This window comes from Streptomyces antioxidans (assembly GCF_000968685.2).
Classification (GTDB): Bacteria; Actinomycetota; Actinomycetes; order Streptomycetales; family Streptomycetaceae; genus Streptomyces; species Streptomyces antioxidans.
Genome location: NZ_LAKD02000119.1, coordinates 221,300 through 236,558, shown reverse-complemented (window position 1 = coordinate 236,558; position 15,259 = coordinate 221,300). Strand labels below are relative to the sequence as shown.

The window sequence follows — 15,259 nt, the reverse complement described above, 5'->3', positions numbered from 1 at the left end:
CGAAGGAATCCACCGTGGGCGCGAACGGAGCGCGGCGCGATGACATCGCGATCGTGGGAATGGCCTGCCGGTTCCCGGGGGCGCGCGACGTCAACCAGTACTGGCGGCTCCTCAATGAACCGTGGCCGCAGTTCGCCGCCGTACCGGACTCGAGGTGGCGCACCGCCGCCTTCCTCAGCGACAACTTACGCGACACGTCCTCGACCTATACCGACACCATGGCGCTGCTGCCGGACGTGGGCCACTTCGACGCGGCGCACTACGGCATCCCGCCACGCCGGGCCAGATCGATGGACCCGCAGGGGCGGCTGCTGATCGACCTGGCCCGGGAGGCCATCCAGGACGCCGGATGGGAGGCCGAGGGCTTCGACCGCGAGGAGACCTCGGTGATCACGGCGCTCACCGAGAGCGGCTATCGCGAGATCACCACCATGCGCATCCGGATGCGCCAGCTGGCCGGCGGCGAGTTCGGGGCGCGGGCCACCGGTCCCGGGTGGCCGGAGACCGTCCGTGCGGTGGACGGTCTGCACGGCTCCTCGGTGGCCGGGCTCCTGCTCAACATGGGTCCGAACACCGTCAGTTCGGTCTTCGATCTGCACGGCGAGAGCTATGCGCTGGACTCGGCGTGCTCCGGTGGCCTGATGGCCGTGGCCAACGCCGTGTTCGCCCTGCGCGCGGGCCGCTGCCGCATCGCCCTCGCGGGTGGCGCCCAGCTGATCCTCACCCCCGACCTGCTGGTGGGGCTGTGCCGGATCGGCGCCATCTCGCGCACCGGCAGATGCCTGCCGTTCGGCGCGGAGGCCGACGGCTTCGTCCTGGGGGAGGGAGCGGGGGTCCTCGCACTGCGCCCCCTGGCCGACGCACTGGCCGCGGGCGACCGGGTCTACGCGGTGATACGGGGCGTGGGCACGGCCAACGACGGGACCGTACAGGGCGGAATGCACCCCCAGGCGGCCGGTCAGCTCAGGGCCCTGCGCCGGGCCTACCGCGACGCCGATCTGGCCCCGGACGCGGTGGGCTACCTCGAGGCCCACGGCACCGGGACCACGGTCGGCGATCCGGTCGAGGTCGGCGTCCTGGGCGAACTGCGCGGCGAGCGGGGCGCGCCCGCCTACCTCGGCGCGGTGAAGGCGGTGGTCGGACACGCGCTCAACGCCGCAGGGATGGCCGGGCTCGTCAAGACGGTGCTGGCCGTGCACCGGGGAGTGATACCGCCACAGCCGGAATTCGACCTCGCCGACCGCTCCGGGCTCGACGCCGCGCGGCTGACCGTTCCGACGAAGCCGACCGCATGGCCGGAGTCCGGGCAGCCCCGCCGGGCCGGGGTGAGCGCCTTCGGCTTCGGCGGCACCGGGGTCCATCTGGTGGTCGAGGAGTGCGCCACCGCACCGGCCGGCCCCGCACCGGACGGGGAACAACTGCTGGTGCTCAGCGCCCGCGACCGGGCCGGGCTGGCCCGCCACGCCCGGGAGCTGGCCGACACCCTCGCCGAGGACCGTCCGCCGCTGGCCGTGGTGGCGGACACCCTGGCCCGCCGGGCCCCGCTCGCCGAACGCCTCGCCCTGGTGGCCGAGGACACCGCCGACGCCGCCGCCAAGCTGACCGCCGCCGCCGAGGCCGTGGCGGCCGGGGACGACGGACGGCTCGGGGCGGGGCTGGTGGCCGGGACGGTGCCACCCGGCGAACAACCGGAAGCCGCCGTGCCCGCGCCGGGCTCGCTGTCCACCGCGGAACGCTCGGCCGAGCTTGCCCGGCTCGCCGAGCGCGCGGTCACCGGCGCGGGGCTCCGCCCGGTGATGGAGCACAAACCACCCTGCACCCTGCCACCGAGCCCGCTCGCCCCGCGCCACCACTGGGCGGTGGACGAGGCGGCGCGCGCTCCCGAGGAGGCCCCGGCCGCCCCCGAGGAGGCCCCGCCCGACCTCGCGGCAGCGGTGGGGGAGGGCCGGGCAGGAGGCGGATCCGCCGCGGCCATCGTGCTCGAAGAGCTCTCGCGGACCGGGGTCTTCCCGCTCGCCGAGCTCACCGAGCCAATGGAGCTGGTGACCGACCTCGGTTTCGACTCCCTGATGCTCCAGGAACTGGAGGTCAACATCGGCAAACGAATACCGGGATTCCGCGCCGAGGAGATCTTCTCGCCCGACCTCACCGTGGCACGGCTGGTCGGGCTGGTCGATCCGCACCTCACCGGGGAGCCCGTCCCCGGGCCGCCCGTCCTCGGTGGGCCCGCCCCCGGCGAGCCACTGCCCCCGGAGACGCGGGCGGCGGACTGGGACGCGGCGACCGCGCGCCCCGATGACTTCCCCGAGGTGCGGCAGTTCGAGGAGCGCCTGAGCACGATCACGGGCAGCGGTGCGGACTTCCCCTACTTCCGCGTCCACCAGGGCACCATCCGCGATACGACCATGATCGACGACAGGCCGTATCTGTCCTTCGGCAGCTACAACTATCTGGGGCTCTCCGGCCATCCGGCGGTCAACGAGGCCGTGCACGCGGCGGTGGACCGCTACGGGACCTCGGTCTCCGCGAGCCGGGTGCTCTCCGGCGAACGGGACCTGACCGTACGGCTGGAGCGGGCGCTCGCCGACTTCCTGGGCACCGCGGACTGCCTGGCCCTGGTGAGCGGACACGCCACCAACGTCACCGCGATCGGGCACCTCGTCGGGGCGCGGGACCTGGTGGTGCACGACGCGCTCGCCCACGACAGCATCCTCCAGGGCTGCACCCTGTCCGGGGCGGCCCGGCGCCCGTTCGCCCACAACGACATCGGCGCGCTGGAGGACACCCTGCGGCGCAACCGGTCCCGGTTCAGACGGGTGCTGATCGTCGTCGAGGGCGCGTACAGCATGGACGGCGACCTGGTGGACCTGCCCGCCGTGATCGAGCTGAAGCGGCGGTACGGCGCACTGCTGATGGTCGACGAGGCGCACAGCATCGGCACCGTGGGCGAACGCGGCCGTGGCGTCAGCGAGTTCTTCGGCGTCGACCGGGGCGATGTGGACCTCTGGATGGGCACCCTGTCCAAAACGTTCGCCAGCTGCGGTGGCTATCTCGGCGGCTCGGCCCGGATGGTGCGGTGGCTGCGGCACACGCTGCCGGGCTTCGTCTACAGCGTCGGTCTGACCCCGGCCAACGCGGCCGCGGCGCTGGCCGCCACCGAACTGATCGTCGCCGAACCCCACCGGGTGTGCACCCTGCGGCGCAACGCGGAGCTCTTCCTCGGCCTGGCCGCCTCGGCCGGTCTGGCGACCGGCACCAGCGCCCACACCCCGATCGTGCCGTGCCTCCTCGGAAACTCGGCGCGGACCCTGCACATCGCGGACCGGCTGTTCGACCGCGGTGTGATCGCCGATCCGATCTTCCACCCCGCCGTGGAGGAGGGGCTTGCCAGGCTGCGGTTCTTCGTCACCAGCGAGCACCGTGAGGACGACATCCGGCGCGCCGTGACGATCCTGGCCGAGGAGGTGGCGGCCACCGGGGGATGAGGGGAACACCGTCGGATCCGCCTCAGATCAGCGTGCGTTCGATCCGGCTGAGCATGGCGTCCTTCCCGGATGCCCCGGCGTCCTGGGCCGTGGGCGCGCCGGGCGGCTCCTCGGCGCCGCCCACCCGCTGGGAGAGCAGATAGGCGATGACCTCCGCCTCCTGCTCCTGGACGTCGTCGTAGGTCGCGCGCAGGAGCATGTCACGCACGAGGTCGGGGTCGAGGTTGGGGAAGAGGAGGCGGGCGCTCGCCTCGTCCAGCCAACCCGCCCCGCGATGGCAGCAGATGATGTGGCCCAGCTCATGCAAGATGATGTGCTCCTGATGCGCGCTGGTCGTGTTGGCGTCATAGAAGATCAGGTCCTCGTCGCGGGCGGCGACCCACATGCCGCAGGGGTGGGTCGCCGGCATCGGCATCGGGACCAGCGTGATCGGGCGGCCGCGGACCTCGCCGAGATGGCGGCAGAGCTCGGCCACATCGGCCATCTCCGGCAGGTCGAGGTCGGCGATCCGCCGCGCACCGGCCTTGCGGAGCTTCTTGAGCTGACTGCGGCGGTCGTGATCGGCCGACCGCCCCTTGCCTGTGCCCCTCACCCAGCCGCACCCCTCATTCCGGGTCCGAGGAGTCACTGACCGGCGGCAGGCCCTGGAGCTGCCGGTACTGATCCATGATGGTCGTGATGGCCTCGAGGTTCTCCTTCTTCATCCCCGCCGCGCGCATCGCCACGGCGCGCACCCCGGCCTGGCGCAGCGCCTCGATGGCGGCGACCTCGCTGAGCACCGACTCGGCGACCTGGTCGTCGAAGAAGTACGCCACCGATACGCCGAAGAAACGTGCCAGGGCGGCCAGCAGGTCCGGTGAGGGATTGGAGCGCTTGCCGGTCCGCAACTGCGACAGATAGACGCCCCCGACCTTCAGATCGGGGTTGGCCCGCTTGAGCTCCTCCGCCACCTCGGCGTTGGTCCAGTGCTTGCCCTTGGGACGAACCGTCTTGAAGAGGTCGTCCAGACGCACTGCCAGCATGGGCCGGTCATCAGTCTCGGACATGCGAATCTCCCTCCCTCACCTCCTCGGCTTTGCCCCCGGCTAATCGTCAGTTTCGCAGATTAGCGGTCAGTTGACAATCGGACGCAACTCCGCCACCGTGGAGCTCACCGATAGCTGCTGGCTAACTCCGCTCACGGGGGTGGCCGAGTTGGCCGCTAGTTCTATCGGCTTGGTCCGGCCCTGCCTTCCGGGGCCGGACCCGGGCCGGACTGAGTGGGGCCATCCACTCGGCTCGGCAGAAGAAAACGGGGGACACGGGGGAATCACGGGGGAAGTCCCGCCCGGCCTGACGGGGGCAGACCGGGCGGGATCCCTTTCGGCGCGCACGCGCCCGCGGCTTCCGCGCGCACGCGCCCGCGGCCCCTCAGCGGGCTGGGCCGGCCGTCAGCGCGCCTTGCCGAGCCGCCGGTACGCTGAGGCCACCTTGGTGAGCCAGACGACCTCGGCGGTGAAGTTGTCCGAGTCGCGGTCCTCGAAGTCGCCGGTGTCCGCGTTGTCGTCGGGAATGGTGCCGGTGCGCTTGGCGTGCAGGGCCTGTCTGATCTGGGCCGCCTCGGCGAACGCCTGCCGGGACTCCTCGCTCACCCTGGGGCCCGCCCCGCCGTCGCCGTTCGTGGTGCGGTCGATATAGGGGCGCAACTCCCGCCATCCGTCCCGTATCTCGATCACCCGGCGGTGCAACCGGTAGTCGAGGTCGGAGACCGCGGCCCCGGGCGGCTCCAGGACGATGTCCGGCGAGGACTCGTACAGATCCCGCCACAGCGGATACAGCGCCCGGTAGGACCGGTAGCCGTGCGCCCACTCCAGCAGCCTGGTGGCCGACGGCCCCCAGGACGAGATCGTCAGGGCCAGCGAGAGGGTGACGATGCCCAGCGCGCTGAACACGGAGGCGGCCAGGGTCCAGCCGCCGATGTCGAGCCCGCACGCGGCCGTGAGGACGTTGACCACCCGGGCCAGGCAGTACAGGAAGAGGATCACCGCGGCGACGAAGAGCAGCCGCAGGGCCTGCCGCAGCGAGGTCTTGCTCGCCATGCGGGCGTAGGGCCCGCACTGGCGCAGGATGGTGACGCACGGCACCGCTTGGGAGACCATGAAGACCAGGAGGTAGGTGAGGACCAGCGGCTGGCCGCTGCCGGTGTTGAAGTCGTCGGCCGGACGGCCCGGGCCGTCGGCGATGAAGAAGAGCGCCGTAAGGAGCGCGTTGAGGGCGATTCCGGTGATCAGCCAGTAGCGTGCCCTGCGCACCGACTCCTCGCCCCCGGTCGCCCAGCGCAGCAGGATGATCTGGGCGCTGACGCAGAAGGCGACCGCCGACAGGTGCATCACCAGGATCGCGAGGTTGCCGACGCCCAGGAAGCGCTCGCTCCCCATGGCGACGGCACCCATGGTGAAGGTGAGGCACTGCAGCAGCAGGGTGACCAACAGCGTGCGGTAGGCGCTGTCCCGCCAGCCGCGTCTGACCTGGAACAGCCGGTAGACGAGTGCGGCATACGACGACAGCGCCGCGATGACGAAGCAGAGAGTCTTGATGGTGTTCACGGCCCTTTCCCCCACAGGCGCCGCGCACGCGGCGAACGGTTCAGTCGGTGTGCTCTCGGAGTCGGTGCTCTCTCAGCCGGTGCCCCCTCCATCGGCGTTCTCGCCCAAGGGAACCACCAGTCCGATCCCTTCGGCCGCGACGGCGACGGCGTAGTCGAAGAACGCGGCCTCGTCCCGGACGCTGTCATGGGTGCGGCTGAAGACCTGGAACACCAGCAGCCCGATCAGGCTGCTCCACAGCACGATGCCGCGCTCGATGACGTCGGAGAACGGGGCCTCGGGCACCCCGCCGAACAGCCGCACCGCCTCCGGCAGCAGCAGCGGCGGCCCCGGCACCTCCCGCCGGGGCGCGGTGAGTTCACCGGCCTCCAGCGCCGACCGTACGATCCCGGCCAGCACCGCGGGGGTGCGCGAGGCGGGCGGTACGGTCTCCTGCGGGGCGTGGTAGTCCGGCACGGGCGAGCCGTAAACCAGCGTGAACACACCGGAGTTGGCGAAGGACCACCGGCGCAGCGCCCGCGTGACCGCGAGCAGCCGGGCGCCCGCCGACGCGCCCGCCTCCCGGGCGGCCCGGTCGGCCTGCTCTATCGCGGCGCCGGACTCGTCGTAGGCGTCGATGAGCAGCGCGGTCAGCAGATCGTCCCGGTGCGGGAAGACGGCCGCCACCTCGCCGGCGGAGAGACCGCTCTCCCGGGCGACCGCGGCCGGGGACAGCCCTCCGGCGCCCAGTTTCACCAGCAGCTGGCGCGCGGTGGCCATGATGACCGCCCGGATCCCGGAGTCGTCATCCGCGGAAGGTGTTCCGGAAACATCCATGGGCCAAACCGTACCCGTGCCACGGCACTTCGCGCCCCGCGCACCCTGACCTGAACCCTGACCGCGGAGGGGACTTCGCGGCTATGGTGAGCGGGAGGTGAGCGGTTGCACGGGCTCGGCGGGGGACGCGCGCCGACGCCGCGAGGGAGGGGCTGCTGTGGACGGCGGCACGGTGGGTCTGCGGATCGCGTCGGCAGTGGTCGTGCCGGTGGTCAAACGACTGCTGCTGCCGCCCGCGAGCGCGCCCGCCGCGGAGTACGGCGAACGGCCCGTACCGATCCGCAGGCTCGTCTCCTTCGGCAGGGAGCACCGCACCCTCACCGAGGACGACCTCCACAAGCTCGCCCGCGAGCTGGTCCGCCGCGCCGTGCGGGCCGCCGGGCCGCACGATCCGCCGATCGGCGCCGATGAGCACGACTCCGTGGGGCAGGCGCTGACCCGCACCCTCCACGCGCTCGGCGATCTCGACATGGACGACGTACACGCCTTCGCGCTCGGCCCGGAGCGGCTGGCCGCGGAGCTGTCCCGGCGCGCGGGCCCCGACACCCGCAGGCTCCTCGGCGACGACGCCGCCCGCTTCCACGACCGGCTCCTGGAGACGGCCTGCGTCCACCTCATGCGCTTCTTCAGCCAGCGGCCCGGCTTCGCGGCCCGAGCCCAGATCGAGCAGAGCCGCGAGATCCGGGAGCAGAGCGAGAAATTGGACGCCATCCTGCGGCGGCTGCCCGACATCAGCCGCCAGGACGAACAGTTCGAGGAGGAGTACGCGCGCTACGTCGTCGAGTGCCACGGCAGGCTCACCATCTACGGCGTGGACCTGCGCGAACCGGACGGCCAGGACTGGCCGCTGGAGACCGCGTATCTGAGCCTCCAGGCCAGGCCGTACCGCGACGGCACCGACCGGGTGCCGGTGGTGAACGGCGAGCCGGGCGCCGACCGGGACACCGAGACCGAGCGGGCCCCGGGCCCGGCCGAGGCCGTCTTCGCCACCCAGGAGCGCGTTCTGCTGCGCGGGGTCGCCGGCACCGGGAAGACCACCCTCGTCCAGTGGCTGGCCCTGTCCACCGCACAGCAGGAGCGGGTGCCGGGCGGGCTGTCCCAGCTGTTCGGGCGCGTCCCCTTCGTGCTGCCGCTGCGCACCCTGGCGCGCAAGGACGCCGAACTGCCGATGCCCGATGACTTCCTGCGCTGGATCGGCTGCCCGCTGGTGGGCACCGAGCCCGACGGCTGGGCCGCCCGGGTGCTGCGGCACGGGCGCGGAGTGCTCCTGATCGACGGGGCCGATGAGATCCCCAAGGACGACCGCACCCGGGTGCGGGCCTGGCTGAGGAAGCTGCTCGCCGTCTTCCCCGGCAATCTGTGGCTGCTCACCTCCCGCCCCGCCGCCCTCGAGCGCGGCTGGCTGGCCCGCGAGGGCTTCCAGGAGTTCGCGCTCGCCGCGATGCGGCCCGCCGATATGAAGCAGTTCATCCGGCGCTGGCACACGGCCGCCGGGGCCTCGCAGGAGCTCGGCGACGCGCTCGCGCAGTCGCTGCGCAGCAGCCCCGAGCTCAGCCGCCTGGCGACCAATCCGCTGATGTGCGGCCTGATCTGCGCCCTGCACCGGGAGCGCCGCGGCTTCCTGCCCCAGGGCCGCGCCTCCCTGTACGAGGCGGCCCTGTCCATGCTCCTGGAGCGGCGCGACCTGGAGCGCGAGGTCTACGGGCGCAGCCGTAAGCCCGTCCTGGACCAGAAGTCGGCCACGGAGCCGCTGCAGAGGCTCGCGTACTGGCTGATCCGCAACGAACGGACCCAGCTGGACCGCCCGGACGCGGTGAACGTGGTGCGTCGGCTGCAGCCCTCCGTGCCCCGCCTCGCCGAGGTCGGCACGGCGGAGGAGACCCTTCAGCACCTGCTGGAGCGCTCCGGTCTGCTGCGCGAACCCGCCCCGGGCGCGGTCAACTTCATCCACCGCACCTTCCAGGACTTCCTGGGCGCCAGGGCCGTACTGGAAGAGCGCGATATGGGCATGCTGGTGAACAACGCACACCTGGACCAGTGGGAGGACGTGGTGCAGATGGCCGTCGCACAGGCTCGACACCAAGAGCGTGCCGACCTGCTGACCCGGTTGCGCGAGCGGGGCGACCGGGAGCAGGACGCGACGGTCCAGGCGCGGTTGCGGCTCCTCGCCCTCGCCTCCCTCGAACAGGCCACCCGCCTGGAGCCCACGGTCCGCGAGGCCATCGAGGACCGGGCCGCCCGGCTGCTCCCGCCGCGCAGCCTGCGGGAGGCCAGGTCACTGGCGCAGACCGGCCCGCTGCTGCTGGGCCTGCTGCCCGACGCCAAGGACCTGGCGGGCGACGAGGAGCTGGCCACCGTCCACGCCATCTGCCAGATCGGCGGGGACGCCGCCATCCCCAGGCTCCGGGAGTTCCTGGGCACGGGCCAGCCCGCGGTGCGCGCCCAACTCCTCGCCCACTGGGACCGGTTCGACACCAAGGCGTACGCCGAGGAGATCGTCAGGCCGCTCCTCGACGCCGCGCCCGAGGAGATCGTCACCGTGCGCTCCCACGCCGAGCTGGACGCCCTGAGCACCATGTCCGGCTACCAACGCGTCGGGCTGCACGGCGACTTCGCACCCGAGGCGATCCGCGCCGCGCTCGACCCGCGGCAGCTGCGCGAGCTGCGCCTGCGCAACACCCTCCAGCTGGATGACCTCGATCTGCTCTCCGCCTACCCCGAGCTGGAAACCCTCGCCCTCCAGGGCTGCCGGAACGTGAAGGACCCCGCGCCGCTGACCCGGCTGCCCCGGCTGCGGCGGCTGGAGCTGCGGGACCTGCCGCAGTTCGAGCCGCTGCTGAAGCTGGCGGACTGCGCCCTCCTCGACGGGCTGCTCATCGGGCCCGAAGTGCCCTGGCGCGGCCTCTCCGACCTGCCGCGCCCCGCCGAGCTGCGGCTGCTCTCACTGCCGTCGTCGGCGGCGCAGCTCGCGGGGATCGTGGAGTGCCGGGAGCTGACCGAGCTGCGGCTCCAGGACGCCAGCGAGCGGCTGACCCCGGACGAATGGGGCTCCCTCATCGCCGAGCTGCCCCAGCTGCGCAAGCTGACGCTCTCCCCGCAGCAGCTGAGCATGCTGCTGTTCGCGCCCCGCACCGAGATACCCCAGGTCACCCATCTGGACGTGTGGGCCAGGGCCGGGGTCGCGGTTCCGCTGCGCCGAATCGCCCGGCGGCTGCCGGGACTTGAGGAGATCCATCTGTCCCAGGTGGCGGAGCTCGACCTCGCCTCCCTCGCCGGACTGCGGCGGCTGCGCCGGGTGCGGCTGGTCTACCCGGGCGAGGTCCGCGGCGCGGACTCGCTCCCCGAGAGCGTCGATCTCGACATCTATCCGCACCCCTGACCGGCGCTAACTCCAACGGTGCCGCGTCCACCTGGTGGGATGTTTACCCAAGGGGTAAATTCAGGACTGTAGGGGCGTAGTTGGTACGGATGTCAGCGGCTGATGTCTCGGGGGAGCGGTGCCGCCCGTCTCCGAGGTCGCGGCTGCCGGGCAGCAGAGGACGACTGAGGCGGGTCGCAACGGGATGGGCGTATCGGAAGGGTCACCGCTCTATGGCCGGGACCCGGTGCTGCGCTCGCTCGTTCCCCGGCTGACCGGCCTGGCCTACGACGAGCGGTCCCGGGTCGGCCGGGAGTACCAGGGCGATCTGCCCGTGGTGCTGCTGACGGGCCACCACGGCATGGGGCGCAGCGCCGTCCTCGAGGAGCTTGCGGCCCGCTACCGGGACCGGCTGCCGCTGGCCCACGTCCGGGCCGTGGCCACCGACCCCGCCCCCTTCCCGCCCGCCCCGGCCGACGGCGGCGCCCCCACCGCCGCCACCCTGGTGGAGACCCTGGCGGAGCTGGTGTGCGCACTCGCCCCCGCGCTGCGCCGCCGCTTCCCCGTCCTGCTGCCCGGCCTGTTCGCCGTCTCCGGCTGGTACCACGGCAGCGGCGAGCAGCGGGACGCCGCGTGTCTGTGGTTCGCCCGGCTGCTGCTCGCCTGCCGGCTGGCCGGTGGCGACGAGAACGCGCTGAGACACGCCTGGGCCACCGCCGTCGAGGGCCGTCTGGAGGCCGTCGACGCGGAGGCCGACGCGGAGTGGGGCCGGGACGCGGTCACCGCCGCCGTGGTGGCCGAGTACACCGAACGGCACCAGCCGGCCGCGGCCCAGGAGTGGTTCCGGGGGCGCTTTCCGCGGGGCGCGGACGGCCAGGATCCGCTGGTGCTGCTGGGGGAGTGGTTCCAGCGCGGCGGCGACTACCGGCACTCGGCCGAGCAGAGCCTGATGGCCGCCTTCCTCCACGACATCGCCTCCTCCTACGGCAGGCTCCAGCGGTGGAACCGCGAACCGTGGCCGCTCATCCTGCTCGACGACGCCCACTGCCCGCCCGGACAGCACTTCCTCGACCTGCTCCTCGAGCACCGCGCGCTGCCCGAGCGCCCAGATCACGAGGAGCTTGTCGTCGTGGCCACCCGCCTCGGCGGCTTGCCCGAGGACGCGTCGGACGCCGTCCGCCGCGACCTGCCCGACCTGGTGAAGTCCTCCGGCTGGCAGCGCGGCGGCCTGGCCCCGTCCGCCGGGCTGCTCGCCGTCCCGCTCACCCCGCTGAGCCGGGACGACATCCTGCCCCTCCTGGTGCCCGACTGGCCCGCCCGGCCGCTCCACCCCTATCTGGCCTCCGCCGTGCACTCCCTGACCGGCGGCCACCCGGCGGTGACCACCGTGCTGTGCGCGGCGGTCCTGGACGCCACCAGGCGGGGCCGCGGCGTGGACCCCCGGGACCTCCTCGAACTGAGCGCGAGGGACGGCCGCCCGGTCACCGAAGCGCTCCTGGAGCGGCTGCTCCCGGACCGCCGCCAGCGCGACCGGCTGACCCTGCTGTCGCTCGCCCGCGACAGCACCGCGGCCGAGGCGCTGGCCGAGCATCTGCGGCTCCAGGGTCCGGACCAGTTGCCCGCCAACTCCGCCACCGACTACCTCGAAGAGCAGCAGTGGCAGCGGTTGACCCCGCCCGACCAGCCGCTGGTCACCGACGCGCTGCTGCGCACCCTGCTGGTGCACGAGGCGCGCCGCACCTCTTCGCGGGCCGAGGACGGCCGCAGCTGGCAGGACATCCACCGCTTCCTGCGGATGCACCATGCCCAGCGCGGTGAGAGCGGCGAGGCGGACGCCCTGCGGCACACCCTCGCGGCCGGGAGCGCCGAGACGGTGGTGGCCATGCTGACGGAGGAGTTCCAGTCGGAGAAGGACGCCCACGCCGCCGCCCACTGGCTGCTGTGCCTCCAGTACGCCGCCACCGCGCCCACCCCACCGGCCGAGGAGTGGACCGACGAACGGATGCAGATCGCCCTCGGCGCGCACGACGGCCGGTACGCCGAACTGCACGAGATCGAGCGCTGCGTCAACCGGCTGCTGCACGCCCTGTGGCACGTCTCCGAGCCGCACGCCGAGCCGGATCCCGATATGTGCAAGGCGGTCGGCGAGGAGCTGGCCTATCTCTCACCGCGCCATCCGTCCTGGCACGCCGTCCTGGGCCAGGCGGCCCGCAACTGGCCCGCGGCAGCACGGAAGAGGCGCCCCTTCCCTATCTCCGGTCAGTGAGGAAGCATGCTGCTCCGTCTCTTCCGCCGTCATCCTCGCGAATGGGGGCCGCTCGAATGGCTGGCCGTCGCCGGGATCGGTGTGCTGGTCGCCGCCGCGATCACCGTCGCCGTCAACGTGGCGCAGGGCCCCGGCAGGTGCGGTGACGACCTCCGGGACATCGACGGGGACTGCGTGGGCGTCACCGAGGACGCCTTCGATGCGGACCCGGGCGTCGAAAGCCTCATCGGGGCGGTGGCGGACGAGAACGCCCGGGTGAAGCGGGGCTGGGAGGATCCGCCGAGCGGCCCCAGGATCCCGTACGTACGGATCGCGCTGATGATGCCCTTCACCGCGGATGACCACAGCGCCATGACGGCGGACATGATCCGGCGCGGCATCGCGGGTGCCCTGGCCGCCCAGCGGCAGGCCAACCGCTTCGGCGGACCGCACTACCAGCTGCTGCTCGCCCCCGATGGCCGCAACCTCGACCAGTGGGAGCCCGTGGTCGACCGGTTGGCCGAGCTGACCAAGGACACCCGGGCGCCGCTGGTGGGCGTGACCGGCATCCCCAGCAGCACACCGGAGACCCGTAAGGCGATCGCGGCGCTCAGCGAGCACAGCATCCCCACCGTCGGCCCGGTCATCACCGCCACCAACATGAACTCCCCGTACTTCTTCAAGACCTCGCCCAACAACGACCAGTTCGCCCGCGCACTCAAGCTCTACCTGGACGAGAGACCCGCCCAGCACAGGGGCTTCCTGGTCTGGGACAACCGCAGCGAGGACGTCTACTCCCAGAACCTGCGCGGGGTCTTCGAACGGCACTTCGCCGACGCGTACGACCTGACCAGCCACAACTCCAACTTCACCGGCACCTCCGGAACCGACAAGGGCATCCCCCAGCGGTTCACCGACGCCGTCCAGAAGATCTGCAACGAGAAGTCAGACACCGTCTTCTTCGCGGGCCGCGACCAGGACCTGCCCGCCTTCATGGAGCGCATGGCGCAGGAGGGCAGCTGCGGGCGCACCACGACGCTGCGCGTCCTGAAGGTCGGCATCGGCCTGGAGCCCACCCTCACCGGGGACGCGCCCGCCCGATGGCTGGATGAGGCGCGCGCCACGATCGTCGACGCATCCGCCGTCGATCCCGCCTGGTGGGCGGGGAAGTCCAAGCCCAAGAAGGCGCTCGGCCGCTTCCTTGACCGCTTCGAGGAGATACGGAGCCAACACAAGCTGGGGGACAAGCCGCTCGACGATGGCTACGCCGTGATGTACCACGACGCCTTCACCCTGCTCGCGGGCGCGGTGGACCGCACCTTCGCCGAGATCAACGAGGGCGGCGAGAAGGCGCCGGAGGCGTTGAGCATCCCGACGAAGGACGATGTGTACAACACCCTCATCATTCCGAGCATCGCCGGTGACGGGTGCAGCTTCTGCCTGGTCGGCGCCGGGGGGACGTACGGGTTTGAGGGCCCGGGCAAGAACGACCAGTGGGCCGTGTGCAAGCCCGTGCCCGTGGTCGAGTTCCCGCCCCGCGCCCGCTCCGGCGATCCGGGCGCGCCGGGCATCTACCGTACCTACCGGGGCGGTTCCGAGAACGCCTGCCCCTCCTGACGCCCGTGTGCGGCGCGCTGACGCCCGTGTGCGGCGCGCGGTGGCTCAGCCGGTCCTGCGCGCCCCGCCGTAGTAGCCGATCTCCCGGGTGCCGGACGCCGGAGTTCTCCGCGCCCGGGCTCCCGGTGTCGGTCGGCCGGTCAGCCCTCGGCCGCCGCCGTGGACTCGGCCTTCGCTTCCCCCGCTTCTGCCGCTGCTGCCGCCGCGGCGGCAGCGCGCTCCTGGCCCTTGCGGCGCGACCGCCTGCCGTAGATGGCCGTCCAGGTGCCGAGTGAGCCCAGCACGGCGTAGATCAGGACCGGGCTCAGGACCACCATGGTGTCGGTTTTGAGGGTGTACGACAGCACGACCCGGACCGCGGACTCGATGCAGTAGGCCACGCCCCAGACGGTCGTCATCGTCATCATGGCCTTGCGGAAGCCATCGACGTACCACAGGCTGTTCCACCAGGCGGTGCTCGCCTCGGTGCCATCGGTGGCGAACTTGCGCCCCAGGTAGAACATCAGGGGGCGCGGCGTCAGCAGCGTCGCCAGACACAGCACTCCGAACAGCCCGGTGACGCATGAGTCCTTGATCAGCAGTGCGCGGGCCGAGTGCGCGCCGACGGTCGACACCACGGCCGTGATCACGATGAACACCAGGGTGACGATGGCGAGTTCATCGAGGCGGCGGCGCCAGGCGAGGTGGACTGCGCCGTCGACCACCGGCCAGGCGCTGCTGATCAGCAGCGCGGCGAACTCGCTGAAGCCATGGTCGCGCAGTGTGTAGTACGTGATGATCGGTGCGACGACGGTGAGACTGAGCGTGACGGCCCAGCCGAGAATGGCGGCCTTCTTCGACCGGGCGGGCGCTTTGGGCCGCTCGCCGGTCAGTGGCGCCTCCGTATCCGGTGCGCTCGAGGCGCCTTGCGTGGTCGAGTCCTGAGTGAGCACGGTTCCCCTGTACGAGTGCCTGGTGATGCTGTGCGTGGTGGTGTGAGAAAGGAGAAATTTAAAGCAGTCATGTCGTATGAGGACAGTGCCGGGACGCCAATTGTCGCCAAAATCTCGGCGGAAGGCCGTTTCACAGGGAAAGGCCCTTTGCGAAAACCGTCCGATTAACGGCAGTTTCCGATGTATGCGGTGCACTGGAAAATCCGGCTGTTCTCCCTGAT

General features: G+C 71.9%; 9 protein-coding genes. 4 read left to right on the top strand and 5 right to left on the bottom strand.

From position 1 onward, the window contains the following. Positions 1-14 precede the first annotated feature (14 nt). The gene (locus VT50_RS33850) at positions 15-3,485 is read left to right on the top strand and encodes an aminotransferase class I/II-fold pyridoxal phosphate-dependent enzyme (protein ID WP_276207358.1); all 3,471 of its coding nucleotides are present in this window, start codon (positions 15-17) and stop codon (positions 3,483-3,485) included. Between the two features lie 22 nt (positions 3,486-3,507). Here VT50_RS33850 and VT50_RS33845 read toward each other — a convergent pair whose 3' ends face one another. From VT50_RS33845 to VT50_RS33830, 4 genes are all read right to left on the bottom strand, one after another. Beyond that, positions 3,508-4,077 (bottom strand): toxin, encoded by a 570-nt coding sequence (locus VT50_RS33845; protein ID WP_046090856.1) that lies wholly within the window; start codon positions 4,075-4,077, stop codon positions 3,508-3,510. A 13-nt stretch (positions 4,078-4,090) separates the two neighbouring features. Continuing rightward, a complete protein-coding gene (locus VT50_RS33840; RefSeq protein ID WP_046090857.1) occupies positions 4,091-4,531 on the bottom strand; it encodes a helix-turn-helix domain-containing protein in 441 nt (146 codons plus the stop codon). 384 nt (positions 4,532-4,915) lie between these two features. Beyond that, complete coding sequence (locus VT50_RS33835; protein WP_046090858.1) at positions 4,916-6,070, bottom strand: MAB_1171c family putative transporter; 1,155 nt, start codon at positions 6,068-6,070, stop codon at positions 4,916-4,918. 72 nt (positions 6,071-6,142) lie between these two features. Continuing rightward, positions 6,143-6,886, bottom strand: a complete 744-nt coding sequence (locus VT50_RS33830; protein WP_046090859.1) for a TetR/AcrR family transcriptional regulator — start codon at positions 6,884-6,886, stop codon at positions 6,143-6,145. Between the two features lie 97 nt (positions 6,887-6,983). Here VT50_RS33830 and VT50_RS33825 point away from each other — a divergent pair, with 97 nt between their 5' ends. The 3 genes from VT50_RS33825 to VT50_RS33815 all read left to right on the top strand — a co-directional run bounded on the left by VT50_RS33825 (position 6,984) and on the right by VT50_RS33815 (position 14,106). Then, complete coding sequence (locus VT50_RS33825; RefSeq protein ID WP_240529413.1) at positions 6,984-10,265, top strand: NACHT domain-containing protein; 3,282 nt, start codon at positions 6,984-6,986, stop codon at positions 10,263-10,265. A 184-nt stretch (positions 10,266-10,449) separates the two neighbouring features. Beyond that, a complete protein-coding gene (locus VT50_RS33820) occupies positions 10,450-12,510 on the top strand; it encodes a hypothetical protein (RefSeq protein ID WP_079343941.1) in 2,061 nt (686 codons plus the stop codon). A 6-nt stretch (positions 12,511-12,516) separates the two neighbouring features. After that, the gene (locus VT50_RS33815; RefSeq protein WP_046084788.1) at positions 12,517-14,106 is read left to right on the top strand and encodes an ABC transporter substrate-binding protein; all 1,590 of its coding nucleotides are present in this window, start codon (positions 12,517-12,519) and stop codon (positions 14,104-14,106) included. A 140-nt stretch (positions 14,107-14,246) separates the two neighbouring features. On the opposite strand, the gene VT50_RS33810 is transcribed toward VT50_RS33815, so the two are convergent. Then, positions 14,247-15,038 (bottom strand): VC0807 family protein, encoded by a 792-nt coding sequence (locus tag VT50_RS33810; protein WP_338058365.1) that lies wholly within the window; start codon positions 15,036-15,038, stop codon positions 14,247-14,249. Positions 15,039-15,259: the final 221 nt, after the last annotated feature.

Coding starts and splice junctions, on each gene's coding strand:
- VT50_RS33840 (WP_046090857.1), bottom strand. CDS start 4,531: ATGTCCGAGACTGATGACCGGCCCATGCTGGCAGTGCGTCTGGACGAC.
- VT50_RS33830 (WP_046090859.1), bottom strand. CDS start 6,886: ATGGATGTTTCCGGAACACCTTCCGCGGATGACGACTCCGGGATCCGG.
- VT50_RS33820 (WP_079343941.1), top strand. CDS start 10,450: ATGGGCGTATCGGAAGGGTCACCGCTCTATGGCCGGGACCCGGTGCTG.
- VT50_RS33815 (WP_046084788.1), top strand. CDS start 12,517: ATGCTGCTCCGTCTCTTCCGCCGTCATCCTCGCGAATGGGGGCCGCTC.